Annotated in this window: 29 protein-coding genes; 16 read left to right on the forward strand and 13 right to left on the reverse strand. The window is 75.0% G+C overall.

The window, feature by feature from the left end; genetic code table 11:
- Positions 1–51 precede the first annotated feature (51 nt).
- The gene (locus tag ABD990_RS31180; protein ID WP_345384378.1) at positions 52–1,107 is read left to right on the forward strand and encodes an NYN domain-containing protein; all 1,056 of its coding nucleotides are present in this window, start codon (positions 52–54) and stop codon (positions 1,105–1,107) included.
- Here ABD990_RS31180 and ABD990_RS31185 read toward each other — a convergent pair.
- Positions 1,104–1,670 (reverse strand): hypothetical protein, encoded by a 567-nt coding sequence (locus ABD990_RS31185; protein WP_345384379.1) that lies wholly within the window; start codon positions 1,668–1,670, stop codon positions 1,104–1,106. The genes ABD990_RS31180 and ABD990_RS31185 overlap by 4 nt on opposite strands.
- 247 nt (positions 1,671–1,917) lie before the next feature.
- Entirely contained in the window at positions 1,918–2,697 is a 780-nt protein-coding gene (locus tag ABD990_RS31190; RefSeq protein WP_345384380.1) for an SDR family NAD(P)-dependent oxidoreductase, read from the reverse strand.
- 84 nt (positions 2,698–2,781) lie between these two features.
- Between ABD990_RS31190 and ABD990_RS31195 the strand changes: the two genes are divergently transcribed.
- Complete coding sequence (locus ABD990_RS31195) at positions 2,782–3,300, forward strand: MarR family winged helix-turn-helix transcriptional regulator (RefSeq protein ID WP_345384381.1); 519 nt, start codon at positions 2,782–2,784, stop codon at positions 3,298–3,300.
- A gap of 4 nt (positions 3,301–3,304) precedes the next feature.
- Positions 3,305–4,168, forward strand: a complete 864-nt coding sequence (locus ABD990_RS31200) for an EamA family transporter (protein WP_345384382.1) — start codon at positions 3,305–3,307, stop codon at positions 4,166–4,168.
- Between the two features lie 38 nt (positions 4,169–4,206).
- On the opposite strand, the gene ABD990_RS31205 is transcribed toward ABD990_RS31200, so the two are convergent.
- The 4 genes from ABD990_RS31205 to ABD990_RS31220 all read right to left on the reverse strand — a co-directional run bounded on the left by ABD990_RS31205 (position 4,207) and on the right by ABD990_RS31220 (position 6,322).
- Entirely contained in the window at positions 4,207–4,569 is a 363-nt protein-coding gene (locus ABD990_RS31205; protein ID WP_345384383.1) for a VOC family protein, read from the reverse strand.
- Positions 4,570–4,627: 58 nt separating this feature from the next.
- Positions 4,628–5,401, reverse strand: coding sequence for a sulfite exporter TauE/SafE family protein (locus ABD990_RS31210; RefSeq protein ID WP_345384384.1), 774 nt, complete (start codon positions 5,399–5,401; stop codon positions 4,628–4,630).
- Positions 5,398–5,532, reverse strand: coding sequence for a hypothetical protein (locus ABD990_RS31215; RefSeq protein ID WP_345384385.1), 135 nt, complete (start codon positions 5,530–5,532; stop codon positions 5,398–5,400). The genes ABD990_RS31210 and ABD990_RS31215 overlap by 4 nt, the downstream gene beginning before the upstream one ends.
- 85 nt (positions 5,533–5,617) lie before the next feature.
- Complete coding sequence (locus ABD990_RS31220; RefSeq protein WP_345384386.1) at positions 5,618–6,322, reverse strand: GntR family transcriptional regulator; 705 nt, start codon at positions 6,320–6,322, stop codon at positions 5,618–5,620.
- A gap of 234 nt (positions 6,323–6,556) precedes the next feature.
- Between ABD990_RS31220 and ABD990_RS31225 the strand changes: the two genes are divergently transcribed.
- The 7 genes from ABD990_RS31225 (at position 6,557) to ABD990_RS31255 (ending at position 13,683) form a co-directional block, all read left to right on the forward strand.
- Positions 6,557–7,720: an NRAMP family divalent metal transporter gene (locus tag ABD990_RS31225; RefSeq protein WP_345384433.1), complete on the forward strand. Its 1,164-nt coding sequence runs from the start codon at positions 6,557–6,559 to the stop codon at positions 7,718–7,720.
- A gap of 25 nt (positions 7,721–7,745) precedes the next feature.
- Positions 7,746–8,504: a LamB/YcsF family protein gene (locus tag ABD990_RS31230; RefSeq protein WP_345384387.1), complete on the forward strand. Its 759-nt coding sequence runs from the start codon at positions 7,746–7,748 to the stop codon at positions 8,502–8,504.
- Positions 8,501–9,115 (forward strand): 5-oxoprolinase subunit B family protein, encoded by a 615-nt coding sequence (locus tag ABD990_RS31235; RefSeq protein WP_345384388.1) that lies wholly within the window; start codon positions 8,501–8,503, stop codon positions 9,113–9,115. Before ABD990_RS31230 ends, ABD990_RS31235 begins: the two co-directional genes overlap by 4 nt.
- Entirely contained in the window at positions 9,112–9,960 is an 849-nt protein-coding gene (locus ABD990_RS31240) for a 5-oxoprolinase subunit C family protein (RefSeq protein WP_345384389.1), read from the forward strand. The genes ABD990_RS31235 and ABD990_RS31240 overlap by 4 nt, the downstream gene beginning before the upstream one ends.
- A gap of 43 nt (positions 9,961–10,003) precedes the next feature.
- On the forward strand, positions 10,004–10,798 hold the full coding sequence (locus ABD990_RS31245; RefSeq protein ID WP_345384390.1) for a putative hydro-lyase: 795 nt from the start codon (positions 10,004–10,006) through the stop codon (positions 10,796–10,798).
- 312 nt (positions 10,799–11,110) lie between these two features.
- A complete protein-coding gene (locus tag ABD990_RS31250) occupies positions 11,111–12,313 on the forward strand; it encodes a cytochrome P450 (RefSeq protein WP_345384434.1) in 1,203 nt (400 codons plus the stop codon).
- A 125-nt stretch (positions 12,314–12,438) separates the two neighbouring features.
- Positions 12,439–13,683, forward strand: a complete 1,245-nt coding sequence (locus ABD990_RS31255) for a cytochrome P450 (protein WP_345384391.1) — start codon at positions 12,439–12,441, stop codon at positions 13,681–13,683.
- Between the two features lie 66 nt (positions 13,684–13,749).
- Here ABD990_RS31255 and ABD990_RS31260 read toward each other — a convergent pair whose 3' ends face one another.
- Both ABD990_RS31260 and ABD990_RS31265 read right to left on the reverse strand, forming a co-directional pair.
- Positions 13,750–14,454, reverse strand: coding sequence for a type 1 glutamine amidotransferase (locus ABD990_RS31260; RefSeq protein ID WP_345384392.1), 705 nt, complete (start codon positions 14,452–14,454; stop codon positions 13,750–13,752).
- A 10-nt stretch (positions 14,455–14,464) separates the two neighbouring features.
- Positions 14,465–15,061 carry a TetR/AcrR family transcriptional regulator gene (locus tag ABD990_RS31265; RefSeq protein ID WP_345384393.1) on the reverse strand — a complete coding sequence of 199 codons (597 nt, stop codon included), beginning with the start codon at positions 15,059–15,061 and terminating at the stop codon, positions 14,465–14,467.
- 124 nt (positions 15,062–15,185) lie between these two features.
- Here ABD990_RS31265 and ABD990_RS31270 point away from each other — a divergent pair, with 124 nt between their 5' ends.
- Positions 15,186–16,190: a phosphotransferase family protein gene (locus ABD990_RS31270; protein WP_425569698.1), complete on the forward strand. Its 1,005-nt coding sequence runs from the start codon at positions 15,186–15,188 to the stop codon at positions 16,188–16,190.
- A gap of 24 nt (positions 16,191–16,214) precedes the next feature.
- Here ABD990_RS31270 and ABD990_RS31275 read toward each other — a convergent pair whose 3' ends face one another.
- Positions 16,215–16,952, reverse strand: a complete 738-nt coding sequence (locus tag ABD990_RS31275) for a CDP-alcohol phosphatidyltransferase family protein (protein ID WP_345384395.1) — start codon at positions 16,950–16,952, stop codon at positions 16,215–16,217.
- A gap of 68 nt (positions 16,953–17,020) precedes the next feature.
- On the opposite strand from ABD990_RS31275, the gene ABD990_RS31280 reads away from it, so the two are divergent.
- A complete protein-coding gene (locus ABD990_RS31280; protein WP_345384396.1) occupies positions 17,021–17,806 on the forward strand; it encodes a class I SAM-dependent methyltransferase in 786 nt (261 codons plus the stop codon).
- Between the two features lie 2 nt (positions 17,807–17,808).
- Here ABD990_RS31280 and ABD990_RS31285 read toward each other — a convergent pair whose 3' ends face one another.
- Both ABD990_RS31285 and ABD990_RS31290 read right to left on the reverse strand, forming a co-directional pair.
- Positions 17,809–19,476: an alkaline phosphatase family protein gene (locus ABD990_RS31285; protein ID WP_345384397.1), complete on the reverse strand. Its 1,668-nt coding sequence runs from the start codon at positions 19,474–19,476 to the stop codon at positions 17,809–17,811.
- 98 nt (positions 19,477–19,574) lie between these two features.
- The gene (locus ABD990_RS31290) at positions 19,575–20,393 is read right to left on the reverse strand and encodes an MOSC domain-containing protein (RefSeq protein WP_345384398.1); all 819 of its coding nucleotides are present in this window, start codon (positions 20,391–20,393) and stop codon (positions 19,575–19,577) included.
- A gap of 66 nt (positions 20,394–20,459) precedes the next feature.
- Between ABD990_RS31290 and thpR the strand changes: the two genes are divergently transcribed.
- Positions 20,460–21,023, forward strand: a complete 564-nt coding sequence (gene thpR, locus ABD990_RS31295) for an RNA 2',3'-cyclic phosphodiesterase (RefSeq protein WP_345384399.1) — start codon at positions 20,460–20,462, stop codon at positions 21,021–21,023.
- Here the strand turns inward: thpR and ABD990_RS31300 are convergent.
- Both ABD990_RS31300 and ABD990_RS31305 read right to left on the reverse strand, forming a co-directional pair.
- The gene (locus ABD990_RS31300) at positions 21,010–21,828 is read right to left on the reverse strand and encodes an LLM class flavin-dependent oxidoreductase (protein WP_345384400.1); all 819 of its coding nucleotides are present in this window, start codon (positions 21,826–21,828) and stop codon (positions 21,010–21,012) included. The two genes, thpR and ABD990_RS31300, sit on opposite strands and share 14 nt — an antisense overlap.
- Positions 21,825–22,526, reverse strand: a complete 702-nt coding sequence (locus ABD990_RS31305) for a DUF4386 domain-containing protein (RefSeq protein ID WP_345384401.1) — start codon at positions 22,524–22,526, stop codon at positions 21,825–21,827. Before ABD990_RS31305 ends, ABD990_RS31300 begins: the two co-directional genes overlap by 4 nt.
- A gap of 75 nt (positions 22,527–22,601) precedes the next feature.
- Between ABD990_RS31305 and ABD990_RS31310 the strand changes: the two genes are divergently transcribed.
- The 3 genes from ABD990_RS31310 to ABD990_RS31320 are packed head-to-tail and all read left to right on the forward strand — an operon-like array spanning position 22,602 to position 25,577.
- The gene (locus ABD990_RS31310) at positions 22,602–23,063 is read left to right on the forward strand and encodes a MarR family winged helix-turn-helix transcriptional regulator (RefSeq protein ID WP_345384402.1); all 462 of its coding nucleotides are present in this window, start codon (positions 22,602–22,604) and stop codon (positions 23,061–23,063) included.
- Positions 23,064–23,118: 55 nt separating this feature from the next.
- Positions 23,119–24,585, forward strand: coding sequence for a peptide MFS transporter (locus tag ABD990_RS31315; protein ID WP_345384403.1), 1,467 nt, complete (start codon positions 23,119–23,121; stop codon positions 24,583–24,585).
- Positions 24,582–25,577 carry a Gfo/Idh/MocA family protein gene (locus tag ABD990_RS31320; RefSeq protein ID WP_345384404.1) on the forward strand — a complete coding sequence of 332 codons (996 nt, stop codon included), beginning with the start codon at positions 24,582–24,584 and terminating at the stop codon, positions 25,575–25,577. Before ABD990_RS31315 ends, ABD990_RS31320 begins: the two co-directional genes overlap by 4 nt.
- Positions 25,578–25,624 lie beyond the last annotated feature (47 nt).

Consider the following 25,624-nt stretch of genomic DNA (forward strand, 5'->3'; position numbering starts at 1 on the left):
CCCGGATCCGCTGCTCAGCCGCGACGCGCCGCGCTCACTAGGCTCCGCCCGGTGGAGAACGACGACGAACGGATCGCGCTGTTCCTCGACTACGAGAACCTCGCGATCGGCGCGCGGGACGGGCTGGGGGTGGCGCCCTTCGACCTGGGCCCCGTCGCCGACGCGCTGGCCGAGCGCGGCCGCGTCGTGGCCCGGCGGGCGTACGCGGACTGGTCGGCCTTCGACGAGGACCGCAGGCTGCTGACCCGGCAGCAGGTGGAGCTGATCGAGATCCCCCAGCGGCTCGGGGTGGCGCGCAAGAACGCCGCCGACATCAAGCTCGCCGTCGACGCGATCGAGCTGGCCTACGAGCGCGGGTTCATCACGACGTTCGCGATCGGCACCGGCGACTCCGACTTCACCCCGCTCGTGCACAAGCTGCGCGAGCTGGACAAGCGGGTGATCGGGATCGGCGTCGAGTCGTCGACCTCCCGGCTGCTGCCGCCCGCCTGCGACGAGTTCCTGTTCTACGACCGGCTGCCGGGCGTCGAGCCGACGCCGGCCCCGCGGCGCGGGCGGAGCCGGATCGTCGTCACCGCGCCGGACCCGGGGCCGGCCCCGGAGCCGGAGCCCGAGGAGGCGGCGCCGGTGGAGGAGGACCGCGAGGACGTCGGCAAGCTCGTGGCCAGCACCCTGGCCGGTCTGCAGCGGCACACGGACGGCCCGGTCCTCGCCTCCCGGATCAAGCGGGCGATCCTGCGCAAGGACCCGACCTTCGACGAGGGCGACCACGGCTTCCGGGGCTTCGGGGAGCTGCTCCGGCACCTGCAGGAGGAGGGGGTGGTCGAGCTCGCCGAGGGCTCGGCCCAGGGCGACCCGTCGGTGACCTTCCCGGAACCCGGGCCGGACGACGCGTTCGGCCTGCTCGTCGAGGTCGTCCGCGAGCTGGGCCGCCCGCAGCTCTCCGGGCTGAAGAACCAGCTCCGGAAGCGGCGGCCGGACTTCAGCGAGAAGCGCTACGGCTTCAACGGCTTCCTGACCTTCGTCCGCGCCGCCCGCGCCCGCGGGCTCGTCGAGATGGAGCGCGACGATGAGGTAGGCGACTACGTGCTCGCGGTCCCCGTCTAGGAGGTGACCTTGGAGCCGTCGGGCTTCACGGCGAACCACGCGCCGCCCGTGCCCTGGCCCGCGGTGGTGGTGAGGCTGCCGTCGTCGCCGGCGTACCGGTAGAGCGGCCAGCCGGCGAGGGTGACCTGCTTGGTGCCGTCCTCGCGGGTGACGGTGCCGACCTTGCTCGCGTCGACGCCCATCAGCTCCGGCTGCTGGCCGTCGGCCAGCAGGACCGGCGGCCACTCCGCGGCGCAGTCCTCGGTGCAGGTCGTCGTGGAGGGGGCGGCTGAGTCGCCGTCGTAGCGGTGCATGACGTGGCCCGCCGCGTCGGTGACGACGGTCCCGAGGGGGCCGCTCTGCACCGCCCACAGCTCGACCCCGCCGTCGCCGTGATGCATGCCGGCCATGTCGCCGCTCGTCGACGACATGTCGTGCCCCTGCATGGACGACATGTCGTGGCCCTGCATCTGGGTCTGCGCCTGGGGGGCGATCTGCTGGTCCTGTGCCCCCGAACCGCAGGCGCTGAGGGTGAGGACCCCGGCGGCGGCCAGGCCGGCCAGGATCAGGTGCGTGCGGCCCATCGGCGTCTCCTCTCGTGTCGGCGGAGACGGTAGGCCCGGCACGACGGAAGGACGCGCGACCTGAAGGGGAGGTTGCGTCCGCACCGCCGATTCGCGCCCACCGCGAGGCGAATGGGCACGGGTTGCGCCGTGGGGAGCAGTCGGACCCGCCGGACGTCCGACGTCGTGTTCTCAGGTTCGTCGACGAGCGGGCGAGCGGCCGCGCGACGACCCGCCCGTGGGGAGGACGGGCTCGTCGCGCGGGGACCTAGGCGTTCCGGATCGTCAGACCGCCGTCGACCACGATGGTCGCCCCGGTGATGAACGACGACGCGGGCATGAGCAGCGAGACAGTGGCGTGCGCGACCTCCTCCGGGTCGCCGTAGCGGCGCAGGGCGGTCCGGCGGCGGGCGAAGATCTCCTTGTCGGAGTCCGGGATCCGGGCGGTCATGCCGGTGCGGATCGGGCCGGGGCACACGCAGTTCACGGTCACGCCGGTCTTGCCGTACTCGACGGCGAGCGACCGGGTCAGGCCGATCACGCCGTGCTTCGAGCTCGTGTACGGGGCGATCTGGGCGGTCGCGCCCAGGCCCTCGGTGGAGGCGATGTTGACGATCCGGCCGTCCCCGTTGCGGACGAGGTCGGGCATCGCCGCGCGGGCGAACAAGGTCTGGGCGGTGAGGTTCACGGCCAGTGTGGTGGCCCAGGCCTCGGCGAACCCGTCGTCCTCGAAGGGCAGGTGGATGCTGACGCCGGCGTTGTTGACCAGGCCGTCGATCGGGCCGAGGGCCTGCCGGATCTCGGCGACGGCGGCGGCCGGCGCGGCGGGGTCCGACACGTCGGCGACGACGGGGTGCACCGTGGCCCCGACGCCGCGGATCTCGTCGGCCACGGCCTTGAGTCCGTCGGCGTCGCGGTCGACGATCCCGACCTTCGCGCCCTCGTCGGCGAGCAGGTGGGCGGTCGCCCGCCCCATCCCGCTCGCGGCGCCGGTGACGAGGACGACCCGGTCGGCGACCGACCGGCTGAGCTTCGTGAGACGGGCCATGGATCAGGACTACCAGGAATCCGCCCGGAACTGAACGCTCGCTCAGGAAGGTTGGGTCGCAGCGGCGCGGGGTATGCATAACTCATGCATGAGTCGCGCCTCGGCAACCTGCTCGGCGCCGCCGCGCTCGCGCTGTCCGACCTCATCCTGGCCCGGGTCCGGGAGGCGGCCGGGGTGAGCGTCAGCGGCGCGGCGGCGCTGGTGGTGCTCGCCCAGGCGCCCGGGGTGAGCGTGACCGAGCTCGGCCGGCGGGTCGGGCTCTCCCAGCCGGCGACCGCGCGGATGGTGATGTCGCTGGAGGCGGCGGATCTGGCCCGGCGCGGGCCCGGCGAGGGCCGGACGGTCCCGGTCACGCTGACGGAGGCCGGGGAACGAACCGTCGTCGAGGTCCTCGCGACCCGGGCCGCGGGCACCGAGCAGGTCCTGGCCGGTCTCGACGACGCCGACCGCCGGGCCCTGACCCGCCTCCTCGAGGGGCTCCTCACGCAGCTCTACGCCGAGGTCGGCAGCTCCGAGGTGCTCTGCCGGCTCTGCGACCGGGCCCGGTGCACGGAGGGCGCCGTCTGCCCCGTGGGTCAGGCCGAGCGGGACCGGGGGCGGTGACCCCGTGGGCGCAGCACTGGCCCTGGTCTCGGCGCTGAGCTACGGGCTGTCCGATGTGGTCGGGGGGATCGTCGCCCGCCGGATGCGGGCGGTGCGCGTGGCCTTCCTGGGGCAGCTCGGCGGGCTGCTCGCGGTCGCCGTCGCCGCGCCCGTGCTCACGCCGGCGTCGCCGGCGGCGCCCGCCCTGCTGTGGGGCGGGCTGTCCGGCCTCGGGACCGGCCTCGCGATGGCCTTCCTCTTCCGGGGCATGGGCCGGGGCGCGATGTCGGTCGTGGTCCCGGTGAGCGCGGTCGGCGGCGTCGCCCTGCCCGTCCTGGTCGGGGCCACCGTGCTCGGCGAGCGACCGGCCTGGCCGACGTGGGTCGGGGTCGGGCTGGCCCTGCCCGCGCTCTGGCTGGTCTCCCGGGGCTCCGCCGGCCCGGCGACGGAGTCCGGGCCCACGCGCGGGTCGGTCACGGACGGACTCGTCTCCGGCGTCGGGATCGCGATCCAGTACCTCGCGCTGGCCCGGGCCGCTCCCGCGTCCGGGTTGTGGCCCGTCCTCGCGGGCCGGGTCACCGCCCTCGTCGCCGTCGGGATTCTGGCGTGCACGCTCATGCGGGCCCTGCCCGCGAACGCCGAACGACGGGCCGGGGCCCGCGAGGCGGCCGCGGCCGGCGGAGCCGGGGTGCTCGCGGCGCTGGCGCTGGCCGCCTACCTGGTCGCGGCGCAGAGCGAGTTCGTGACCGTCGCCGTGGTGCTGTCCTCGCTCTACCCGCTGGTGCCGGCCGTGATCGGCGTCGTCGTGCTCGGCGAGCGACTCTCCCGCGGCCAGGTGCTCGGCCTGGCCGTGGCGGCCACCGCCGCGGTGCTGATCGCGCTCTCCTGACCAGGGGGCGGCTCGGCCCGGCCCGATCTCGGAATCCGTCAGGCGGGCACGGGCTGGGTCAGGTTGACGGCGTTGCCGTCCGGGTCCTGGATGTGCGCGACCCGCTGGCCCCAGGGCATGTCGTTGGGCGGGCCGAGGACCGTGCCGCCGAGCGGCTCGACGCGCTCGAGGCGTGCCCGCACGTCGTCCACGTCGATGCTGAGCAGGATGCGGCTCGGCCCGGCGGGCGCCTTCTCGTCGTTGACCAGGCCGAACTCGGCCGCGCCCGCCCGCAACCCGAGGTAGAACGGCTCGCCCTCGGGCGGCTGGCGCAGGATCTCCTCGGCGTCGAGCAGGCCGCGGTAGAAGGCGAGCATCCCGGGCAGGTCGGCCGTCACGAGGATCGGCTGGATCGTCGTCATGGCAGGGAGGACCGGCCGGGACCCCGGAAGTCATCGGTGGCGGCCACCACCGGGGCGCTCAGGCCTGGAGCCACAGGCTCACGGCCAGTCCGAGCCCGGCGAGCGCGATGGCGATCCGCAGCGGCGTGGCCGGCACCCGCCGCACGATCGCCGGCCCGACCCGCGACCCGACGAGCAGCCCGGCCCCGAGCACCCCGACCGCGGCCCAGTTCACGGGCGCGACGAACGCGAAGACCACCGCCGCGACGACGTTCGCGGCCCCGGTCGCGACGTTCTTGGCCGCGTTGGAGCGGGCGAGGCTCTGCGACCACGCCACCGACAGCAGCGCCAGCATCATCACGCCCGCGGCCGCGCCGAAGTAGCCGCCGTAGAGCGCGACCCCGAAGGCGGCGACGAGGGTGAGCGGGCCGAGCGGGGTGGCCGCACGACCGGTTCCGGACGACTCGGCCCGGCGTTCGGCCCACCGCCGCAGCCGCGGCGCCACCACCAGCAGGACCGAGGCCAGCGCGATCAGCCACGGCACGATCACCTCGAACGTGTCCGACGGCGTTACCAGCAGCAATGCGCCGCCGACGGCCCCGCCGACGCCGGTGAGCAGGCACAGCCGCAGCAGCGTGCGGCCCTGTCCGACGAGCTCCGGGCGGGACCCGGCGACCGAGCCCGCGGTCGTCCCGAGCATCGCGACGGTGTTGGTCACGTTCGCGACGACCGGCGGCAGGCCGACGGCCAGCAGCGCCGGGTAGGACACGAGCGAGGCGAGCCCGGCGACGGAGCCGGTGAGGCCGCCGCCGATCCCGGCGAGGAACAGGAGGACGAGCTGCCAGGCGCTCACGGGACTGGGGTCACCGGGGTGCCGTCGGCGAGAAAGCGGTCCAGGTCCTCCGGGGTCGGCGCCTCGTGCTTCGTGGACAGGTTCTCCGCCGACGAGGGCGTCGTCCGGCCCGTCGAGAGCACGCGCGTCATCCGGTCCCCTTCCGTGCGACCCCATCCTGCGGCAGCCGCCCGCCGACGCTCCACGGAATGTGAGCGCCTCGCCGGATGGGGGCCGTCACAGGTCCGCGAAGGCCGCCAGGATCTGGGCCTCGGCCGTCCGCAGGTAGCTCGCGACCTCCCGGGCCGCCCGCTCCCGCTCCCCGGCCTCGACGAGCCGGGTGATCGCGTCGTTGCCGTCCAGGTAGGGCTCGTGGAACTCGCGCACGCCGCTCATCCGGTGGAAGACCAGCCGCATCTCGGCGAGCAGCAGGGCCATCTGTTGGTCCAGCCGCTCGCTGCCGGCGAGCCCGACGAGCGCGCGGTGGAAGTGCTGGTTGGCGCCGGCCACCCCGGGCCAGTCGGCCCGGGCGGCGGCCGCGCGGCCCTCCTGCACGGCCGCCCGCAGCCGGCCGACGGCCTCCGGATCGTCCGCGCGCTCGCCCTCGCGCACGGCGGCGGGCTCGATGAGCAGCCGGGCGCGGTAGACGTCCCGCACCGCGTCGGCGTCGGGGACGGCGACGAACACCCCGCGGTTCGGCTCGCGGACCAGCACCCGCTCCGCGACCAGCTGTGACAGTGCCTCACGCACCGTGTTCCGGGAGACCCCGAGCGCATGGGACAGCGCCTGCTCGGGTAGTCGGCCACCGGGACGCAGACGGCCCTCGACCACTTCGTTCCGCACCGCGTCGGCCACCCGTTCGGCCGCCGGGGCGCGGGCCACGAGGGCCCGCGCCCCGGCGAGCGACGCGAGGGCGGCGCCGGCCGGATCCGCGATCGTCACGTCGAGAGCGTACGTGACCATCGTGTTTCCGTATCGGGGCTTCCTCTTGATGAATTGTTGAGCAATCCATACGCTCAGCAGTCGACGCGACCGGGATTCGCCCGGTCATGGCCCGCGGGAGGGCACGTGAGCGCGAACGGCGGCAAGGCAGCAGGCGACGGCGACCCGGCGGTCCGCGGCAGAGGCGCGACCGCCGCCCCGGCCACCACCGTCGCGAAGGGCGGGCGCGGCGCGCTGCTCGGCGCGATGTTCCTGATGGCGACCAGCGCCATCGGCCCCGGGTTCATCACCCAGACCACGACCTTCACCGTCCAGCTCGGCGCGGCCTTCGCCTTCGCGATCCTGGTGTCGATCCTCATCGACGTCGCCGTGCAGCTGAACGTGTGGCGGGTCGTCGGCGTCTCCGGCCGCCGGGCCCAGGACCTGGGCAACCGGGTCGCACCGGGCGTCGGCTGGGTGCTCGCCGCGCTCGTGCTGATCGGCGGGTTCGTCTTCAACATCGGCAACGTCGGGGGCACGGGCCTCGGCCTGAACGCGATGCTGGGTCTGGACGCGAAGATCGGCGGCGCGATCTCGGCGGTGATCGCGATCGCGATCTTCCTGAGCAAGCGGGCCGGGGTCGCGCTGGACCGGATCGTCGTGCTGCTCGGCGTCCTGATGATCGGCATGACGACCTACGTCGCGATCGTGTCGCAGCCCCCGCTCGGCGAGGCGCTGCGCAGCTTCGTCCTGCCGGACACCGTCAACTTCCTGGCGATCACCACCCTGATCGGGGGCACGGTCGGTGGCTACATCACCTACGCCGGCGCGCACCGGATGCTGGACTCGGGCGTGACCGGGCCGGAGAACGTCGGGCCGATCACCCGCAGCTCCGTCCTCGGCATCGTCGTCACGGGCGTGATGCGGGTCGTGCTGTTCCTGGCGGTGCTCGGCGTGGTCGCGGGCGGCGTCGCGCTGGCGAAGGACAACCCGGCGGCGAGCGCGTTCCAGGCCGCGGCGGGCCAGGTCGGGCTACGGCTGTTCGGCGTGATCCTCTGGGCGGCGGCCATCACCTCGGTGATCGGTGCGGCCTACACCTCGGTCTCCTTCCTCACGACCGAGCGGACCCCGCCGCGCACCCGCAACCTGCTCACCATCGCGTTCATCGGACTGAGCGCGCTGGTCTACCTGCTGATCGGGACCGCGCCCGTCACGATGCTGGTCTTCGCCGGCGCCTTCAACGGCCTGATCCTGCCGATCGGGTTCACCGTCATCCTCTGGGTGGCCTGGCGCCGCCGCGACCTGCTCGGCGGCTACCGCTACCCGCGCTGGCTGCTCGGCGTCGGCGTCCTCGCCTGGCTGATCGCGCTGTACCTCGGCTGGTCGTCGCTGTCCGCGGTGGGCAGCCTGTTCGCATGACCCGTGTCCCTCCGGAGGAGCCGTCGTGAACGCACTCGATCTCAACTCCGACCTCGGTGAGTCCTTCGGCCGCTGGGAGCTGGGCGACGACGAGGCCATGCTCGGCCTGGTGACCAGCGCGAACGTCGCATGCGGGTTCCACGCCGGGGACCCGGCGACGCTGCGGCGAACCGTGGCGGCCGCGGCGGCGAACGGTGTGGTCGTGGGCGCCCAGGTCGCCTACAACGACCTCGCGGGCTTCGGCCGGCGGTTCATGGACGTCCCGGCCGCGGAGCTCGTCGCGGACGTGCTCTTCCAGCTCGGCGGGCTGGAGGCGATGTGCCGGGTGGCGGGCACGGTCGTGCGGTACGTCAAGCCGCACGGCGCGCTCTACAACGCGACGGTGCACCACCGCGAGCAGGCGCGGGCCGTGGTGCAGGCCGTCGCCGAGTACGACGCCTCGCTGCCGATCCTGGGGCTGCCCGGCTCGGAGCTGCTGCGCGCGGCCGAGGAGGCGGGCCTGCGCGGGGTGTCCGAGTTCTTCGTCGACCGCGCCTACACGCCCGAGGGGGCGCTGGTCAGCCGCCGCGAGCAGGGCGCCGTCCTGCACGATCCGGAGGAGGTCACCGCGCGCCTGCTGCGGATGCTCGACGAGGGCGTGGTCCGCGCGATCGACGGCTCGGACGTGCGGGTGGCGGCCGAGTCCGCGTGCGTGCACGGCGACTCCCCGGGGGCGGTGGCCATGGCGACCGCGGTGCGCGAGGGCCTGGAGAAGGCCGGTGTGGAGCTGAAGGGGTTCGTGTGAGGGTCCTGCCCTACGGCGACGCCGCGCTCCTGCTGGAGCCGGAGGGGGAGATCGCCGAGGTGGTCGCGCTCGCGGACGCCTGCCGGGAAGCCGGGCTGCCCGGGGTGCTCGACGTCGTCCCCGCGGCGCGGACCGTGCTGCTCGTCGCGCGGTCGGGGTCCGACCTCGGGCGGCTGCGCGCGGCGCTCGACGCGCTCGAGGTGCGGCCCGCGGAGGCGGGCGCACCGGCCGGGACCGTCGAGATCCCCGTGGTCTACGACGGTCCGGACCTCGACGACGTCGCCCGGCTGACCGGCCTGGACCGGGACGGGATCGTCGCCGCGCACACCGGCACGCCGTGGCGGGTGGCCTTCGGCGGGTTCGCCCCCGGCTTCGCGTACCTGTCCGGCGGCGACCCTCGGTTGCAGGTGTCGCGCCGGGAGGAGGCCCGCACCAGGGTGCCGGCCGGGTCGGTCGGCCTGGCCGGGGAGTTCAGCGGGGTCTACCCGCGCGCGTCGCCCGGCGGGTGGCAGCTGATCGGCCGCACGGAGGCGCAGCTGTGGGACCTCGACCGCGACCCGCCGGCGCTGCTGCAGCCGGGCGCGGAGGTCCGGTTCGTGGAGGTGTCGTGATCGAGGTCCTGCAGGTCGGCCCGCAGGCCCTGGTCCAGGACCTGGGCCGGCCGGGGCTGGCCGCGATCGGCGTCGGCCGGTCCGGCGCGGCCGACCGCGCCGCGCTCCGTCTCGGCAACCGCCTCGTCGCCAACGACGACGAGGGCGCCGCCGGCGTCGAGATCCTGCTCGGCGGGTTCACCGCCCGGGCCCGGCGGGACCTGCTGGTCGCGCTGACCGGCGCGCCCGCCCCGGCGACCGTCGACGGGCGGCCGGTGGGCCATCACGCGGTCCTCCGGCTCCGGCGGGGGCAGGAGCTGCGGCTCGGCCCGCCGTCGTCCGGGCTGCGGACCTACCTGTGCGTGCGCGGCGGGATCGCGGTGCCGCCCGTGCTCGGCTCGCGCAGCACGGACGTCCTCTCCGGCATCGGGCCCGAGCCGCTGGAGAAGGGCGCCGAGCTGCCGGTCGGCCCGGAACCGGCGGCCTACCCGTTGATCGACGTCGCGCCCGTCGCACCCCCGCCCGAGGGGCTCGTCACCCTGCGCGCGGTCCGCGGGCCGCGCGCCGAGCACGCCGTCGACCCGGACGCGCTGGCCACCGTGCGCTGGGTCGCCTCGGGCCGGACCGACCGGGTGGGGATGCGGCTGGAGGGCGGGACGCTCGAGGTCGCCGAGGGGGCCGGTTCGCTGCCCAGCGAGGGTCTGACCCGCGGCGCGATCCAGCTGCCGCCGGGCGGCGAACCCGTCGTCTTCCTCGCCGACCATCCCGTGACCGGCGGTTACCCGGTGATCGCGGTGCTGCGCGACGCCGACGTCGACCGCGCCGCCCAGGTCCGCCCCGGCCAACCCGTCCGCATCCGCCTGTGAGTGCGGGACACCGCCGCTCACCAGGCCCGAGCAGGGAGAACGCATGACCGACTCGCCCGCCGAGGCCCGCGCCCGCTTCCGCGCCGGCCTCGTGACCCCGACCGCCGGCTGGTGCCCGGGCTACACGCAGGCCAACCTCATCGCACTGCCCCGCGAGCTGGCCTGGGACTTCCTGCTGTTCGCGCAGCGCAACCCGCAGCCCTGCCCCGTGCTCGACGTCCTGGAGCCCGGCGAGTTCGGCGGCCCGATCCTCGACGGCGACGTCCGCACGGACATCCCGCTGTACCGGATCTACCGGGACGGCGTGCAGGTCGCCGAGACGCCCGACGCCCGCGAGTTCTGGCGGGACGACCTCGTCGCCTTCCTCGTGGGCTGCAGCTTCACCTTCGAGCGGGCGCTGCTGGCCGCCGGCGTCCCCGTCCGGCACGTGGAGGAGGGCCGCAACGTCCCGATGTACCGGACGGACCGGCGGTGCCGCGGCGCCGGCGCGCTCGGCGGCCCGATGGTCGTCTCCATGCGCCCGGTCCCCGAGCACCTGGTGGACACGGCCGTCGCCGTGACCGCGCGGTACCCGTCCGTGCACGGCGCGCCCGTGCACGTCGGCGACCCGGCCGAGCTGGGCATCGCCGACCTGGCCGCCCCGGACTACGGCGACGCCGTGACCGTCCGCGAGGGCGAGGTGCCGGTGTTCTGGGGGTGCGGGGTCACCCCGCAGGCCGCGGTCGTCGAGTCCCGGCCCTCGCTCGCGATCGCGCACGCCCCCGGGCACATGCTGATCACGGACGCCCGGGACGCGGACTACCTCGTCGGCCCCGAGCCCCTCGTCGGTGCGGGCTAGGTAGCCGGGCGGTCCATCGGACGGCTTTGTCCACCACGTCACGACGGGTAGGTTCTGGTACTGCCGTACCAGCACCGTTCCGTGCCGGTGGTCGACCGCCGGGGGGTCGGCACGGGCGTCGCTGCGTGCGGTCGGGCGTGGTCCCGGTCCCGTGACCGGGGCCACGCTCCGCCGAATGCCGTCTCAGGGGTGTCTCAGCGTCGTATCGACGTTTGCATCGGCCGTTCACGCGGCCCCGCTAGGGTCGCCCGCGTGCTGCCCACGCTCCGAGCACGACTCGCGTCCTGGTTGGTCCGGCGTCAGCTGACCCGCATGAACAAGAAGGGTCTCGACCTGGGGTCCCTGCTCCCCGACTCCGCGCTGATGCCGCTACGGCGGTCCGGACTCGACCCGGTCCCCGCGCTGGCGGAGACGCGGACCCTCGCGCCGGTGAGCCGGCTGGACCTGCCCCTGAAGATCGACGTGTGGCTGGTCACCGGGCGGGACGAGGTCCGCTCCGTGCTGGGCTCCGTCGACACCTACTCCAGCGACTTCAACCACCTCGCCGTGCAGGTCGGGATGGCCGAGAGCGAGAACCCCGGCGGCCTCGGCTTCTCCGACCCCCCGGTCCACACCCGGCTGCGCAAGCTCCTCACACCCGAGTTCACGATGCGCCGGCTCGCCCGGCTCACCCCGCGGATCGAGGAGATCGTGGGGGAGTGCCTCGACCGGATGGACGCGGCCCCCGGCCCGGTCGACCTGGTCGAGGAGTTCGCGCTGCCGATCCCGTCGCTCGTGATCTGCGAGCTGCTCGGGGTGCCGTACGCCGAGCGCGAGGCCTTCCAGGAGGTCGCGACCGCCCGGTTCGACCTGCTCGGCGGGGCCAGCGCCTCGCTCGGCGCGATCTCGGACTCGCTGGTCTTCCTGCGCGAGCAGGTCAAGAAGCAGCGCGACGAGCCCACGGACGGGCTGCTCGGCATGATCATCCGCGAGCACGGCGACCGGGTCGACGACGAGGAGCTCGCCGGCCTCGCCGACGGCGTCCTGACCGGCGGGTTCGAGACCACGGCAAGCATGCTCGCGCTCGGCACCGTCGCCCTGCTCGAGGACCGCGAGGCCGCCCGGCTGGTGCGCGAGGACGACGCCGCGTCCGGGCAGATCGTCGAGGAGCTGCTGCGCCACCTCACCGTGGTGCAGGTGGCCTTCCCCCGCTTCGCCACCCGGGACGTCGAGATCGGCGGGGTCGCGGTCAAGGAGGGCGACGCGGTGATCTGCTCGCTGCTCTCCGCGGACCGGGACGGCGAGCGGCTGGACACCTTCGACCCGCACCGCGCGCCCGCCTCGCACTACGCCTTCGGCCACGGCATCCACCGCTGCATCGGCGCCGAGCTGGCCCGGATGGAGCTGCGCGCCGCCTACCCCGCCCTGTTCCGCCGCTTTCCCGACCTGCGGCTCGCGGTCCCCGTCGACGAGCTGGAGTTCCGGGACGCCTCGATCGTCTACGGCGTGGAGACGCTCCCCGTGCACGTGCGCTGAGCGCGCCGGTTCCCGCAGAACTCGACGAACGCCGCCCCCGGCGGGTGAGCCGGGTCGACCGTGTGTGCTTTACGGGACCAGGGGTGCCGCCCATCCTGGGGTGCACCCGACGACGGAGGTCGACGATGACCGCACCCGAGACCCGTGGCTGCCCGGTGCGCGCGGACGTGGACCCGTTCGACGCGGCCTACCTGGCCGACCCGTACCCGCTGCTCGCGGAGCTGCGCGAGCACGACCCCGTCGCGTACCTGCCGGTCCTCGACATGTGGGCGGTCACCCGGCACGCCGACATCGACGCGGTCTTCCGCGATCCGACGACCTTCTCCGCCTCGATCGCGCAGGATCCGGTGTTCCCGCCCGCCCCGGAGGCACGCGAGGTGCTGGCCGGCTTCCGCGCCTCCCCGACGATGTCCAACTGCGACCCGCCGAAGCACACCCGGGTGCGCCGCCACACGGCCCGCGCCTTCTCGGCCCGGCGCATCGCCACCGTGGAGCCGGCCATCCGGTCGAGGGCCGCGGAGCTGATCGCCGCGATGCTGCGCGAGCCGGAACCCGACGTCGTCGAGGCCCTGACCTTCCCGCTGCCCGCGTCCATGATCTTCACGCTGATCGGCTTCCCGCCGGAGGACACCGAGATGCTCCGCGGCTGGTGCGGCAACCGCACCGCGTTCAGCTGGGGCCGGCCGACCGCCGAGGAGCAGACGGGGATCGCCCGGAACATGGTGCGGTACTGGCGGTACTGCGAGGGCTTCGTGCACGCGCGGCTCGCCGATCCCGCGGACGACTACACCAGCGACCTCCTCCGGGCCCACCTCGCCGATTCGGAGGACCTGTCGGTCGACGAGATCGTCAACGTCGTGTACGGGCTGAGCTTCGCCGGGCACGAGACCACCACGAACCTCACGACCAACGGCCTGCGCCGGCTACTGGAGGACGGTGCCCGGTGGGAGGCGCTCTGCGCTGATCCCGCGCTCGTACCGGCGGCGGTGGAGGAGGTGCTCCGCTACGACACCAGCGTGATCGCCTGGCGCCGGCGCACGACGCGCCCGGTGTCGGTCGGTGGCGTCGACCTGCCGGAGGGTGCCCGCCTGCTGCTCCTGCTCGGCGCCGCGGGCCGCGACCCGGACGCGCACCCCGATCCGGAGCGGTTCGACCTGCACCGTGAGCCGAGGCCCCACCTGGCGTTCGGCAAGGGCGTGCACTTCTGCCTCGGCGCGCCACTCGCCCGGCTGGAGTTCCGGATCCTGCTCGAGCTGCTCACGGCCGCGGCGCCCGACCTCGAGCTCGTCCCGGGGCAGGTGCTCGACTTCTCGCCCAACGTCAGCTTCCGCGGGCCCCGCCGCCTGCGTGTGCGGCGTCGGCGGGGGTGAGACGCCACCGGTTCGTGGTGTGGCGCGGCCATCGGCGCGACGCCGGCGGAGGAGTCCCGCTGTGTCTCAGGCGGCCGTGGGAAGGTCCGCCCGCTCGAGGAAAACGGAGACCAGGGTCCGGCAGGCGTCGGCCAGCTCCTCGGCGCGCGAGGCCAGCTCGGCGCGCACCGCCTCGAGGTCCACCTCGGCGGCGACCGCGGCGCGGACGTCGGGTGGGCGCGACTCGAACCAGGCGTCGAAGACGTCCGGGGTGATCTCGGGGTGGAACTGCACGCCCAGGTGGGGCCCGAACGCGAAGGCCTGCAGCGCGACGGCGTTGCGCGACAGCTCCTCCGCCCCGGGCGGCAGGGAGAAGGCGTCGTAGTGGAACTCCATCCACCGCCCCGCCGGCAGCACGTCCGGGCGGAGGGTGTCCAGGTCGACGAAGCCGCGCTCCGGCTCCGGGGCGCGGCCGACGGTCCCGCCCAGGACCCGCGCGAGCGCCTGCCCGCCGAAGCAGATGCCGAGCACGGGAGTGCCGACCTCGACCGCCCGGCGCAGGAAGGCGAGCTCGAGCGCGAGCCAGGGCAGCGAGTCGTCGTAGGCGGCCTGCGCCGAGCCCATCACCACGACCAGGTCGTGGTCGGCCGGGTCCGGCACCTGCCCGCCGCCGAGGAAGGTCGCGATCTCGGTCTCCACGCCCTGCTCGGCGAGGGCCGGCAGCACGGTCCCCGGGAGCCGGCGCTGCCGGAGGGGATCGGTCTCGTGGACGACGACGAGTGCGCGGGGCATGGACCCGTGGCTACCCGTCCCGACCCGTGCCCGTCCACCCCTGTCCCGCTCCCACCAGCCGCAGCGCGAACTCCGTCTGCTGCCACACGACCTCGTTCTCGCTGAGCTCGCCCTCCTCGCGGTACCAGGTGGCCAGCCCCATGCCGAGGTCGAGGACGGCGTAGGAGGCGAGCCGGACCGACGGCACGTGGAAGCGCCCGGCCGCGACCCCGTCCTCGACCAGCCGGCGGAAGGAGCGCTCGTACTCGGCCCGCTTGCCGAGCACCTTCCCGCGGTGCGGCTCGGCCAGGCTGCGCATCTCGCTGGCGCCGACGAACGCCTCGAGCCGGTGCCGGGCGTGGAAGCGGACGTGCGCGTCGACGGCGCGGCGCAGCCGCTCGACCGGGTCGTCCGTCCCGCCCACCGCCGCGCGGTGCAGGTCCAGCAGCCCGTCCATGGTGGCGGTCATCAGCTCGACGAGCAGGTCCTGCTTCGACGCCACGTGCTTGTAGAGGCTCGGCCCGCGGATGCCCACCGCCGCGCCGATGTCGGCCATGGTGGTGCCCTCGTAGCCGCGGGCGGCGAACAGTTCGAGCGCGGCCACGCGGATGGCGCTCGCCGTGCCCATGTCACCCCCTGATGGCTAACGAGTGATAGCCGTGACCGTGACAGTACTCCCGTGATGTGCTCCGATGGGGGCTAGCACTCGTTAGCCGACGAGGAAGCCGACGACCGAGGGAGGCACCGTGGCCGTGCAGGGACTCGACCTGCCGAAGCTGCAGGCGTACGTCGACGAGCACGTCCCGGGCACCGGCTCGCTGAGCGCCGAGCTGCTGCACGGCGGCCGCTCGAACCTCACCTACCGGCTCACGGACGGCACGCAGACCTGGGTGCTGCGGCGGCCCCCGCTGGGCGGGCTCACGCCGTCGGCGCACGACATGAAGCGCGAGTACACGGTGGTCGCGGCGCTGTACGGGCACGGGGTGCCGGTCGCGCGGCCGATCGTGCAGTGCGAGGACGACTCGGTGATCGGGGCGCCGTTCGCCGTCGTCGAGTTCGTGGACGGCCGGGTGATCCGCACCGGCGAGGAGCTCGCCGCGCTCACGGACACCGAGGTGCACGACTGTGCCTTCGCGCTGATCGACGCCCTGGCCGCGCTGCACGCGGTGGACCCGGTGTCCGTCGGGCTGGAGAACTTCGGGCGACCGCAGGGTTACCTGGGCCGGCAGGTCCGGCGCTGGTACGACCAGTGGACGCGGGTGCGGACCCGGGAGGTGCCGGACGTCGAGACCCTGCACACCCGGCTGGCCGAGATCACCCCGGAGGAGTCCGGTGCGTCGATCGTGCACGGCGACTTCCGCATCGACAACGCGATCCTCGCGCCCACGGACGTCACCGAGGTGCGGGCGCTCGTCGACTGGGAGATGTCCACGCTCGGCGACCCGCTCTCGGACCTCGGCCTGCACGTCGCCTACTCCGACCCGGTGTTCGACCCGGTGCTCGCGGGCGGTGCGGCGGCCACCTCGCCCCGGATGCCCCGGGGGGAGGAGCTGGTGGCGCGCTACGCGAAGACCTCGGGCCGCGACGTCGGCGACTGGCCCTTCTACCTGGCCCTCGGCTACTTCAAGGCCGCGGTGATCGCGGAGGGCATCCACGCCCGGTTCGTGGCGGGCAAGACCCTCGGCGAGGGCTTCGAGACGGTCGGCGGCGCGGTCGAGCCCCTGGCCGCGGCCGGCGTGCAGGCCCTCGGGAAGTAGCCCCGGAGGCGGTGGTCCGCGGAGCTAGAGGGCGGCCCGCCGCCGGTACAGCACCAGGGTGTCGCGGCCGAAGGACCACAGCAGCGCGGTCAGGGCCCCCGCCACGAGCACGACGGCGGCGGCCACCGGCAGGATCCCCGCCGCGGCCACCACGAGCACGATTCCCTGCGCCGCGGCCACGGCCTTCGCGGAGAACCGGGGCGGGAGGCTTCCGGTCAGCCATGGCAGCACCCGGCCCGCGGCGACGAACGCGTACCGCAGCCCGCCGATGACCAGCACCCAGGGCCCGGCGACGGCGGCGACCTGCACGCTCAGCACGAGCAGCAGGAAGGCGTCCGTCTCCATGTCGAACCGCGCCCCCAGTGCGCTCGCGGTCCCGGTGCGGCGGGCCACCCGGCCGTCGACGAAGTCGAGCGCCAGGGCGACCGAGGCCAGCCCGACGAGCGGGAGCACCGCGGGCCCCACCGACCCCAGCCCGTCGACGACCAGCGCCGTCACCCCGCCGATCAGCACCGCCCGGCCGAGCGTGACCAGGTCCGCCGGCCCCAGCGTCTCCGCCCGGGCGCGGCGGGCGGCCCCGCCCAGCAGCGCGTGCAACCCGGCCGCGTAGGCGGCGCCGGCCAGCCAGCCGGCGGGGCCCAGTCCGGTCGCCGCCGTGAGCGCGGTGAGCAGCACGAGCTGGGCGCCGGCCGCCGCGGCCTGCTGCCGGTCGAGCGGGAGGGCCGTGCCGGGGGAGGTCGTCAGGGGGCTCTGCAGGTACACATCTCCTACACGGACGGGTGCGGCCGGCGGTTCAACCGGGAGGGGCGCGGATGGAATGGGACGCGAGGATGAGTACCCCGGGGTCGCCCGTCTGTGAACCGGATTGGCTCGCGCTGCGCGAGCCGGCCGACGCCGGGGCCCGGGCCGCCGACCTCGCCTCCCTCGTCGCGGCGCGCCTGGAGCCGCCGCTCGTGGTCCGCGACCTGGGCTGCGGCAGCGGGTCGATGGGTCGCTGGCTCGCCCCGCGCCTGCCCCGGCCGCACCGCTGGTACCTGCACGACCGCGACCCGCGGTTGCTGGCCATCGCCGCGGGGTCCGTGCCCGGCGAGCCCGTCGAGGGGGAGCTGGCCGAGCTCACCGACCTGGCAGGCACCTCGCTGGTGACCTGCTCGGCCCTCCTCGACCTGCTCACCGGGGAGGAGGTGCACCGGCTCGCCGGACTCTGCGTCGACGCCGGGGCCGCGGCCCTGTTCACCCTGTCCGTGACGGGCGGGGCCCGCCTCGACCCGGCCGAGCCGCTCGACGCCGACCTCGCCGCCGCGTTCGACGCCCACCAGCGCCGGGTCGTCGACGGCCGCCGCCTGCTCGGGCCCGACGCCGGTGCCGTGGCGGCCGAGGCGTTCCGCGCGCTCGGCGCCGAGGTGACGGTCCGGCCGAGCCCCTGGCGGCTCGGCCCCGCGCACCCGGAGCTGACCGAGGAGTGGCTGCGCGGCTGGATCGCCGCCGCGTGCGCGCAGGAGCCCGCGCTGGCCCGGGAGGCCGGCCCCTACCTGCGACGACGCCTCGCCGGGCTCCGGTCCGGCGAGCTCCGGGGCGAGGTCGGGCACGTCGACCTGCTGGCCCTGCCCGCCTGAGCTCAGCGGAAGGTGTCGAGGAAGCGGTCGCGGAAGGCGTCCATGCGCCACACCGGCGCGTCGGTCGCCGGCGTCAGGCCCGGCTGCCACTGCCAGGCGGCGACCTTGTCCAGCACCGTCCTGTCCCTGGTCACGACCGAGATCGGGACGTCGTGGTTCGGGCTCCCGCCGGTGATGATCGGCGCGGGCTGGTGGTCGCCGAGCACGATCAGCACCAGGTCGTCGTCGCCGTAGTGCGTCACCCACGAGGTCAGGGCCTCGAGCGAGTACTGGATCGTGCGCCGGTAGCTGTCGCGCACCCGGGCCGGGTCGCTCCACACGACGTCCGGCGGGGCGGCCGCGCGCACCTCCTCGTCGTACACGCTGCCGTCGCCCAGCGAGTTCCAGTCCCGCATGGTCGGCACCGGCGTCCAGGGCACGTGGCTGGAGGTCAGTGTGACCTCGCTCATCAGCGGCCCGCGGCCGGGCACGCCGTACTCGAGCTCCTGGAACCTCGACAGCGCGAACTGGTCCGGCATGGGTGACCAGCTGTAGTTCAGCCCCCGGTAGCCGAGGGCGTGGACGTCGTAGTGCCGGTCGACGCCGTAGAAGGCGCCCTCGGGCCAGGCCGCGCTGGTCCCTGGCATCACGTCCGCCGTGCGCCAGTCTCCGCGCTGGAAGGCCTTGGTCAGGGTGAGCCGGTCGCTGGAGGTGAGGCTGCGGTAGCGCTGCTGGTTGTCGATCCACAGCCCGGACAGGAAGGTCGCGTGCGCGAGCCAGCTCCCGCCGCCCGCGATCGGGGAGGTCAGCCACCCGCTGCGGCTCCCGAAGCCGGCGGCGGCCAGGTCCCGGTCGCCGCGTTCCAGGGTCGCCCCGACCCCGGCCGCGTACTGCGGGTCCTCGACGGCGCTGCGCCCGTAGCTCTCCACGTACGCGACGACGACGTCCTTGCCCTTCAGCGCGCCGAGCAGCTGGTCGGGCGGGGTGTCGCGGAAGGCGTCGACGGAGGCCTGGCGGGCGAACTCCCGCTCGTCGGCGATGCTGACCGGCACCTGCTCCGCCGTGGCCCAGGCCAGTGAGGCGGCGCTGCGAGCGGCGAACGGGACCGGCGGCAGGAGCTGCGCCCCGAGCACGGCACACACCACCCAGGCCGCGGTCAGCACCGCCACGACCCGGGCGCTCGTCCGTCGGTGCTCGCCCAGGAGACCGGCCAGCCGGCGCACCGCGAGCGCCAGGAGCACCGGCACGGCGACGACGAGCAGCCCGGCCCCGATCATCGCCGCGATGCCGCCCGCCCGGCCGAACGACCCGTTCAGGAAGTCGACGGCGTTGCCGAGCAGCGCGCCGTCGAGCACGGGGTCGAAGGGGCGGACCAGCACGGAGCGGAAGCCCAGGTCGGTGACCCGCAGCAGGAGCAGCACCCCGAGCAGCGCCCCGCCGGCGAGCGCGGCGACCCGGCGGGCCCGCCCGCGCAGCAGGAGCAGCAGCTCGGCCCCGGCCAGGCCCTCGACCGGCAGCCGGAGGAAGGCGAGCGGCTCCAGCTGCACGACCTCCGCCGGCGCGGTGAGCGCGACCAGCACCAGCACCGCCGCGAGCGCCGTGAGCAGCACGGAGCCGATCCGCCGGGCGCGGCGCGGCCGATCGTCGGACGCGGGCGGCGGCGCGGTCTCCGACGGGGTGGTCACGGTCATGGGTGGTACTCCTCGGCGTGGCACGCCGGTACCCGTGCGGGCGCCGGCACGAGGAGACACGGCTCCGGGCCCGACGCGGTTCACCGTTGCCGCCCCGGTCACTCCAGCGGCTCGACCTCGTCCCCCACCCGGATCGTGACGCCCGGGGTGTCCGGCACGAGGTTCGTCCCGAACACGGCCTTCTTGCCGATCCGCCGGTGCCGGGCCAGCGTGGCCAGCGGCTCGCGGCCCCGCTCGGCCGTGTCCGGGTCGAGGGTGGTGACCACGCAGCGGCCGCAGGGCTTGACCACGCGGAACCGGGCCTCGCCGATCCGCAGCGCGGTCCAGCCGTCCTCCGCCCACGGCGCCGACCCGGCCACGACCACGCTTGGCCGGAACCGGGTCATGGGAACCGGGCCCTCGCCCGGGTTCGGCCCCGCGGCGATCAGCTCGTTCAGGGCCGCGAGCGAGCCGTCCGTGGTGAGCAGCAGGGGGTAGCCGTCGGCGAAGGAGACGGTGTCGCCGGCGGCGCCGAACTCGGGGTCGACGGGCCGGCGGCGCGGGTCGTCGAGGTGCACCAGCTGCAGCGGCCGGCCGAGGAGCTCGGTGAGCCACGCGGCCGCCGCGTCCCCGGCGTACGTGGCCTTGACCCGGTCCCGCCAGACGACGACGTCCACCAGCGGGCCGCCGTCGGGCACCGGCACGGGCAGCGGTGCGGCGCCCGGGCCGTGCAGGACCAGGCCCTGCCCGTCGGGTTCGGGGTGGACCAGCAGGAGCCGGGGCAGAGCCCGGGCGGTGACGAAGGTGCCGTCCGGCTCGGTGACCATCCAGCGGCGGTCCCCCGCCAGGCCCCACGGCTCCACGCGTGCCTCCGTGACCCCGGCGCCGCGGCAGGACTTCACGGGGTACCGGGCCAACCGGCTCACGACGAGTGTCACCCGTCCGAGCCTAACCGGCGGCGGAGGCACATCACGGCGGGTTCGCGCACCGGGCAGGATCGGGTCGTGCGTGTGTTCGTGGCCGTCGTCCCGCCTCCCGAGGCGCTCGCGGAGCTGGCCGCCGCGCTGGCGCCGGTGCAGCGGAACCTCCGCGGGCCGCGGTGGACGCGGCCGGAGCAGTGGCACCTCACCCTCGCCTTCCTCGGCGAGCTCGACGAGGACACCGTCGACGGCGTGCGGGCCGGCCTCGCCGGGGTCGCGGCCCGGTCCGCCCCCGTCGAGCTCGCCCTGACCGGTGCAGGCCGGTTCGGCGAGCGGGTGCTGTGGACCGGGCTGGCCGGGGACACGGCGGGGCTCGGCGCGCTCGCGGCCGAGGTGGCGGCGGTCGCCCGGGCCGCCGGTGTCGCGCTGGAGGACCGGCGCTTCGCGGCGCACCTCACCCTGGCCCGCGGCCGGGGCGGCGTCGGCGGGCTCGCCCCGGCGGTCCGGGCGCTGGCGGGGTTCACCGGCCGGACCTGGCGGGCCGACACGCTGCGCCTGGTCCGCAGCCGCCCCGGGCCGCAGTACGACGACCTGGCCACCTGGCCCCTCGGCGGCGACCACCGCGACCCCGGATTCAGCGGCCCGTGAGCCGCTCCACCACCGGGGCCAGCGCCTCCGCGAACGGCTCGCTCACGGCCAGGTAGCTCACGCCCAGCTCGGCCCGCCGCCGTTCGAGCTCGGCGGCCATCTCGTCCGGCGTGCCCCGCAGCACCACGAGGGTGTCGGGGTCGCGCAGCGCCTCCGCCGCGCCCGGGCCGGCCCACCGGACCGCCCGGTCCGGGATCTCCTCGCCCACCACGAAGACGTTCATCGCGATCTCGAGGTCGCGACCGCCGGCGCGTTCCCACAGGTCCGCGGCCATCCGCGCCACCTCCGCGCGCGGCGTGGTGGGCTGTGCGGCCAGGGTCACGACGTCGGCGACCTCCGCCGCGAGACCGAGCGCCCTCGGCCCGGACGCGGCCATCAGCACGGGCGTGTGCGCGTCCCCGTCGAGCTCGCGCAGCGCGGCGACGGCGGCCCGGACCTGGGCGAGCCGCTCGGCCGCGGTGCCCCAGGGCATGCCGAGCGCCGTGGCCTCGGCACGGGCGTCCGGGCGTCCCGTGCCGATGCCCAGGTCGAACCGGCCGCCGGTCAGCGCGGTCATCGTGTGCGCCTCCCACGCCGTGGCGCGGGCGGTGCGCAGCGGCCCGGCCAGCACGAACGGGCAGACCCGCAGGTCGGGGACGGCGGTGGCCGCGGCGGCCAGCGCGGGCAGGGGTGCGTGCAGGTGCAGGTTGTCCGGAGTGAGCAGGGTCGAGTAGCCGAGGTCGGCGATCCGGCGCGCGCGGGCCGTCCACGTCTCGCCCGGGCCCTGCGGCGCCGCGACGATCCCGAAGCGGAAGGGCCGGCTCATCGGGCCGCCTCCGTCGTCACGCCGCGGCGCGCGGTGGTCGGCAGGGCCACGGCGAAGGCCAGCAGCACGACGACGCCGCCGAACCGCCCGACGGGGATGAGCGGGTAGAGCACGTCCGTGATCAGGGCGAACGTGCTGAGCACGGCCAGTCCGCCGATCACCAGCGCGGCCCACGCGAGCCACCGCGGCACGAGCCCGCGGATCAGCGCGGGCACCCCGAGGCCGAGCATCAGCAGACCGAGCGGCGCGGCGAAGCCGATGCCGCCGGTCGCGAACCAGAGCCAGACGAGGGCGCGGGCCAGCGCGGCGTCCCCCAGGCCCGCGGTCTGCGCGGCGACCCAGCCCGTCAGCGCGCTGAGGCTCAGCGCGCCCGCGGCCAGCACGGCGCCGGCGAAGCCCATGAGCGGCCCCGGTGCGGAGACGCCGAGCCGCTGGAGCCGCCGCACCGCCGTGGCGGCGTAGACGACCAGCGGGAACGCCGACCCGAGCAGCAGCGCAGCTCCGACGGACAGCACGGTCCCGTGGCCGGCGGTCCAGGCGAGGACGTCCGCGGCACCGGTGCCGGGCCGGGGACCGGAGGAGCCGAGCACGGCCCCGGCAACCGTGAGCGCGGCGAAGGCGAGCGCCGGCACCAGGAGCGGTGGGCCGCCCTGGCGGTCGGGACGGGTGGCGGCGGGCCGGGTGGTGTCCGTGGTCATCATTCCCCCTCAGATCGGTTACACGCGAGAATTGTTCACTTGTGTATACGGTTTGTCAACGGATACGGTTCCGGCGTGATCGACCCCAGCGGCCCCGGTTCCGCGTTCCTGCTGGCCCAGCTGGGGGCCTACGCCGCGGGCCGGTTCGCCGAGCGGATCGCGGAGCTGGACCTCACGCCGCCGCAGACCGGGCTGCTGCGCGCCATCGCGGCCGAGCCGGGGCGCTCGCAGCAGGCGCTGGCCCGGCTGCTGGGCACGCCGCCCAGCCGGCTCGTCGCGCTGGTCGACGGGCTGGACGAGCGCGGGCTGGTGGAGCGCCGCCGCAACCCCGACGACCGGCGCCTGCACGCCCTGCACCTCACCGAGGCCGGCGAGGCCCTGCTGCGGCGGATCGGCGAGGTCGGCCGGGCGCACGACGACGCGATCTGCGGCCCGCTCGCCGAGGCCGACCGCGCCCGGCTCCGCGACCTGCTCGCCCGTCTGGCCGACGCCCACGGCCTCACCCCGGGCGTCCATCCGGGTTACCGGCGGTTGTGAGCCGATCGGTGCTCCGGTGCGACGCCCGACGACCTGCGGTGACAGGGTGTCCGGCATGAGCGACGTCCGACCGCTGACCGAGGAGCGCGCCGACCGCGGCTTCTTCGGCCAGCCGTCCCTGCTGTCCGCCCTGTTCGGGGTGGAGATGTGGGAGAGGTTCTCCTTCTACGGCATGCAGGGCATCCTGCTGATCTACCTGTACTACACCGCGGAGCAGGGCGGCCTGGGGATCCCGGAGGCCACCGCCGCCGGCATCGTCGGGGCCTACGGCGGCCTGGTCTACCTGTCGACGATCGTCGGCACCTGGCTCGCCGACCGGGTGCTGGGCGCGGAGCGGACCCTGTTCTACGCCGCGATCGTGGTCATGGCCGGGCACGTCGCGCTCGCGGTGATCCCGGGCCTGGCCGGCGTCGGCGTCGGGCTGGTGCTGGTCGCGCTGGGCAGCGGCGGGGTGAAGGGCAACGCCACGGCCCTCGTCGGCACTCTCTACGCGCCGGGTGACGAGCGCCGCGACGCCGGGTTCTCGCTGTTCTACCTCGGCATCAACCTCGGTGCCCTGGTCGGCCCGCTGCTCACCGGGCTGCTGCAGTCCACCGCGGGCTTCCACCTCGGCTTCGGCCTCGCCGCGGTCGGCATGGCCGCCGGGCTGGTCCAGTACGCGATCCGGCGCAAGAACCTGCCGCCGAAGGCGCACGAGGTCCCGTCCCCGCTGGGCGACCGCGAGCGGGTGCGCGTGATCGTGGTCGGCGCCCTCGCCGTCGTCGTGATCCTCGTGCTGGCCCTCACCGGCGTGCTGAGCGCGGACCGGCTCGACCTCGCGGTGATCGTCGTGACCTGCGCGGCCGCCGTCGGCTACTTCGCCCTCATGCTCGGCAGCCGGCGGGTGACCCCCGTCGAGCGGCACCGGGTGCTCGCGTTCATCCCGCTGTGGATCGCCAGCGCGGCCTTCTGGTCGCTCTACCAGCAGCAGTTCACGGTGGTCACGATCTACTCCGACCAGCGGCTGGACCGGAACCTGTTCGGCTGGGAGTTCCCGGTCGCGTGGGTCCAGTCGATCAACCCGATCTTCGTCATCGTGCTGTCCGGCGCCTTCGCCGCCCTGTGGACGAAGCTCGGCCCGCGCCAGCCGGCGACCCCGGTGAAGTTCGGGCTCGGCGCGGCGATCATGGGCGTCGCCTTCCTGCTGTTCCTGCCGATGGCGGGCGGGGGCCCGAACAGCGCGCCGCTGCTCGGCCTGATCGGCATCCTCTTCGTGTTCACGATCGCCGAGCTGATGATCTCGCCGGTGGGGCTGTCGGTGTCGACCAAGCTGGCGCCGGAGGCGTTCCGTGCGCAGATGGTCGGGCTGTTCTTCCTCTCCGTGGCGCTGGGTTCGGCGCTGTCGGGGGCCCTGGCAGGCTTCTACGGCGAGGACTCCGAGCGCGCGTACTTCGGGGTGCTCGGGGCCGTCGCGATCGTGGTCGGGCTGCTCGTCGCGTTGTCGACGCCGCTGCTGAAGCGGCTCATGGAGGGGGTCAGGTGACCGTCCGCTGGGGAATCGTCGGGCCGGGGCGCATCGCGCGGAAGGTGGCGGCGGACTTCGTGCACGTGCCCGACGCCGAGGTGGTCGCGGTCGCGTCGCGGTCGAAGGGGCGGGCGGAGGCCTTCGCCGCCGAGGTCGGCGCGGGCACGGTGCACGACACCTACCGCGGGATCGTGGAGGACCCCGAGGTCGACGTCCTCTACATCGCCACCCCGCACCCGCTGCACCGCGCCGTGGCCCTCGCCGGGATCGGGGCGGGGAAGGCGCTGCTGGTCGAGAAGGCCTTCACCGTCACGCCCGAGGCCACCCGCGAGATCGCGGCGCTCGCGGCGGAGCGGGGCGTGTTCGTGATGGAGGCGATGTGGACGCGCTTCCAGCCCGCGATCGTGCGGATGCGGGAGCTGATCGCCGAGGGCGCGATCGGCGAGGTCATGGCGGTCCAGGCGGACCTGGGCGCCCAGCAGCCCACCAGCCCGGACGACCGCTTCTACAACCCCGCGCTCGGCGGGGGCGCCCTGTTCGACCTGTCCGTCTATCTGATCTCGTTCGCGCAGATGGTGCTCGGCGACCCCGAGACGGTCACCGTGCACGGCCACATGGTCGAGGAGGGCGTCGACGTCGAGGAGGCGATCCTGCTCGGCTACCCCGAGGGCCGCAGCGCCACCCTGTTCGCCTCGCTGCGCTGCCAGTCCCCCGGGATGGCGCGGGTCGTGGGCACGGGCGGCTGGATCGAGGTGCCGCCGCGCTTCCACCACCCCTCCCGGCTGCTCGTGCACCGCAACGGCGGCGAGCCCGAGGAGCTCCACCTGCCGGCCACCGGCGCCGGCTACTCCCACGAGATCGCCGAGGTCACCGAGGGGGTCAAGGCGGGCCTGGCGGAGAGCGCGGTGATGCCGCTGGCCGACACGGTGGCGGTACAGGACGTCATGGGCCTGGTCGCCGACCAGCTCGGGATGGCCGTGGCGGAGGGGCCCGCGGACCTCGAACAGTAGTTCGATCCACAGGTGTGGACGGACCTGTGGACAACTCCCCACGGCCA

The sequence above is a fragment of the Pseudonocardia yuanmonensis genome, from assembly GCF_039542425.1.
GTDB lineage: Bacteria > Actinomycetota > Actinomycetes > Mycobacteriales > Pseudonocardiaceae > Pseudonocardia > Pseudonocardia yuanmonensis.

Coding starts and splice junctions, on each gene's coding strand:
- ABD990_RS31185 (WP_345384379.1), bottom strand. CDS start 1,670: ATGGGCCGCACGCACCTGATCCTGGCCGGCCTGGCCGCCGCCGGGGTC.
- ABD990_RS31190 (WP_345384380.1), bottom strand. CDS start 2,697: ATGGCCCGTCTCACGAAGCTCAGCCGGTCGGTCGCCGACCGGGTCGTC.
- ABD990_RS31195 (WP_345384381.1), top strand. CDS start 2,782: ATGCATGAGTCGCGCCTCGGCAACCTGCTCGGCGCCGCCGCGCTCGCG.
- ABD990_RS31205 (WP_345384383.1), bottom strand. CDS start 4,569: ATGACGACGATCCAGCCGATCCTCGTGACGGCCGACCTGCCCGGGATG.
- ABD990_RS31215 (WP_345384385.1), bottom strand. CDS start 5,532: ATGACGCGCGTGCTCTCGACGGGCCGGACGACGCCCTCGTCGGCGGAG.
- ABD990_RS31245 (WP_345384390.1), top strand. CDS start 10,004: ATGACCGACTCGCCCGCCGAGGCCCGCGCCCGCTTCCGCGCCGGCCTC.
- ABD990_RS31250 (WP_345384434.1), top strand. CDS start 11,111: ATGAACAAGAAGGGTCTCGACCTGGGGTCCCTGCTCCCCGACTCCGCG.
- ABD990_RS31255 (WP_345384391.1), top strand. CDS start 12,439: ATGACCGCACCCGAGACCCGTGGCTGCCCGGTGCGCGCGGACGTGGAC.
- ABD990_RS31260 (WP_345384392.1), bottom strand. CDS start 14,454: ATGCCCCGCGCACTCGTCGTCGTCCACGAGACCGATCCCCTCCGGCAG.
- ABD990_RS31265 (WP_345384393.1), bottom strand. CDS start 15,061: ATGGGCACGGCGAGCGCCATCCGCGTGGCCGCGCTCGAACTGTTCGCC.
- ABD990_RS31280 (WP_345384396.1), top strand. CDS start 17,021: ATGAGTACCCCGGGGTCGCCCGTCTGTGAACCGGATTGGCTCGCGCTG.
- ABD990_RS31285 (WP_345384397.1), bottom strand. CDS start 19,476: ATGACCGTGACCACCCCGTCGGAGACCGCGCCGCCGCCCGCGTCCGAC.
- ABD990_RS31300 (WP_345384400.1), bottom strand. CDS start 21,828: ATGAGCCGGCCCTTCCGCTTCGGGATCGTCGCGGCGCCGCAGGGCCCG.
- ABD990_RS31305 (WP_345384401.1), bottom strand. CDS start 22,526: ATGACCACGGACACCACCCGGCCCGCCGCCACCCGTCCCGACCGCCAG.
- ABD990_RS31315 (WP_345384403.1), top strand. CDS start 23,119: ATGAGCGACGTCCGACCGCTGACCGAGGAGCGCGCCGACCGCGGCTTC.